Genomic DNA, 1255 nt, shown 5'->3' with positions numbered 1-1255 from the left:
CATGCCCTACGCCGTCCGCCTCACGGGAACCGTCGACGAGACGGCCCTGGCGGCAGCGCTCAAGGACGTCATGGACCGCCACGACGTCCTGCGCACCCTGATCACCACGGACGACGGCAGGCCCTCCCAGTACGTCGACGCCGACGCGACCGCGGACCTCACCGTCCACACCGTCACCGAAGCCGGCCTGCCCGCCGAACTGGCCGCGGCCGCCTCCGCATCCTTCGACCTGTCGGTCCAGGTCCCGCTGCGGGCGCGTCTGTTCCACACCGGCGCCGAGTCGCACGTCCTGTTGCTGGTGGTGCATCACATCGCGGCGGACGGCTGGTCGATGGCGCCGTTGCTGGGGGATCTGTCGCGGGCTTACGCGGCGCGGTGTGCGGGTGGTGTCCCGGGGTGGGACGCGTTGCCGGTGCAGTACGCGGATTACGCGGTGTGGCAGCGTGAGGTGCTGGGGTCGGAGGAGGATCCGGCCAGTGTGATGAGCGGGCAGTTGGCTTACTGGCGTGGGGTGTTGGAGGGGTCTCCGGCGGAGTTGGTGCTGCCGGTGGACCGGGCGCGGCCGGCGGTGGCGTCGGGCCGGGGTGGCAGTGTGCCGTTCGCGGTGGATGCCGTGGTGGGGGAGGGGCTGGCGCGTCTGGCGCGTGAGCGCGGGGTGTCGTTGTTCATGGTGTTGCACGCGGCGTTGCTGGTGGTGTTGTCGCGGGTGGGTGCGGGTGAGGATCTGCCGGTCGGTGCCGCGGTGGCGGGGCGTTCGGACGAGGGTCTGGACGATCTGGTCGGGTTCTTCGTGAACACTGTGGTGCTGCGGACGGACGTGTCGGGGGACCCGGTGTTCACGGAGCTCCTGGAGCGGGTGCGGGAGGTCCATCTGGGTGCGCACGCGCACGCGGACGTTCCGTTCGACCGGCTGGTCGACGCGCTGGGCGTCGAGCGGTCCGCGGCTCGTCAGCCGCTGTTCCAGGTGATGCTCGTCCTGCAGAACAACACCCAGGGCCGGCTCGGCCTCCCCGGCATCGAGAGCGCACCGGAACCGCTTGAGATAGACACGGCCAAGTTCGACCTCACCGTCCACTTCGAGGAGAACCAACCCGCCGGCGGCGGGCAGCCCCTCAACGGCGGGCTGGTCTACGCACGCGACCTCTTCGACCACGAGACCGCCGGCAGGCTCGCCGAGCGCATCACCCAGGTCCTGCGGCACATCGCCGCGGACCCGGCCGGCCGGCTCTCGCAGCTGGAGGTGTTGTTGCCGGGT

At 71.0% G+C, this 1255-nt stretch carries 1 protein-coding gene; it reads left to right on the top strand.

The features are described from left to right. Nucleotides 1-1255, top strand: a 1255-nt coding sequence (locus VT52_RS34545; RefSeq protein ID WP_240510023.1) for a condensation domain-containing protein, incomplete at both ends; no start/stop codon positions are given.

The sequence above is a fragment of the Streptomyces malaysiense genome (assembly GCF_000980885.2).
Taxonomy (GTDB): Bacteria; Actinomycetota; Actinomycetes; order Streptomycetales; family Streptomycetaceae; genus Streptomyces; species Streptomyces malaysiense.
The sequence above is the reverse complement of the archived record's forward strand: the minus strand, read 5'-3'. Positions and strand labels throughout refer to the sequence as shown.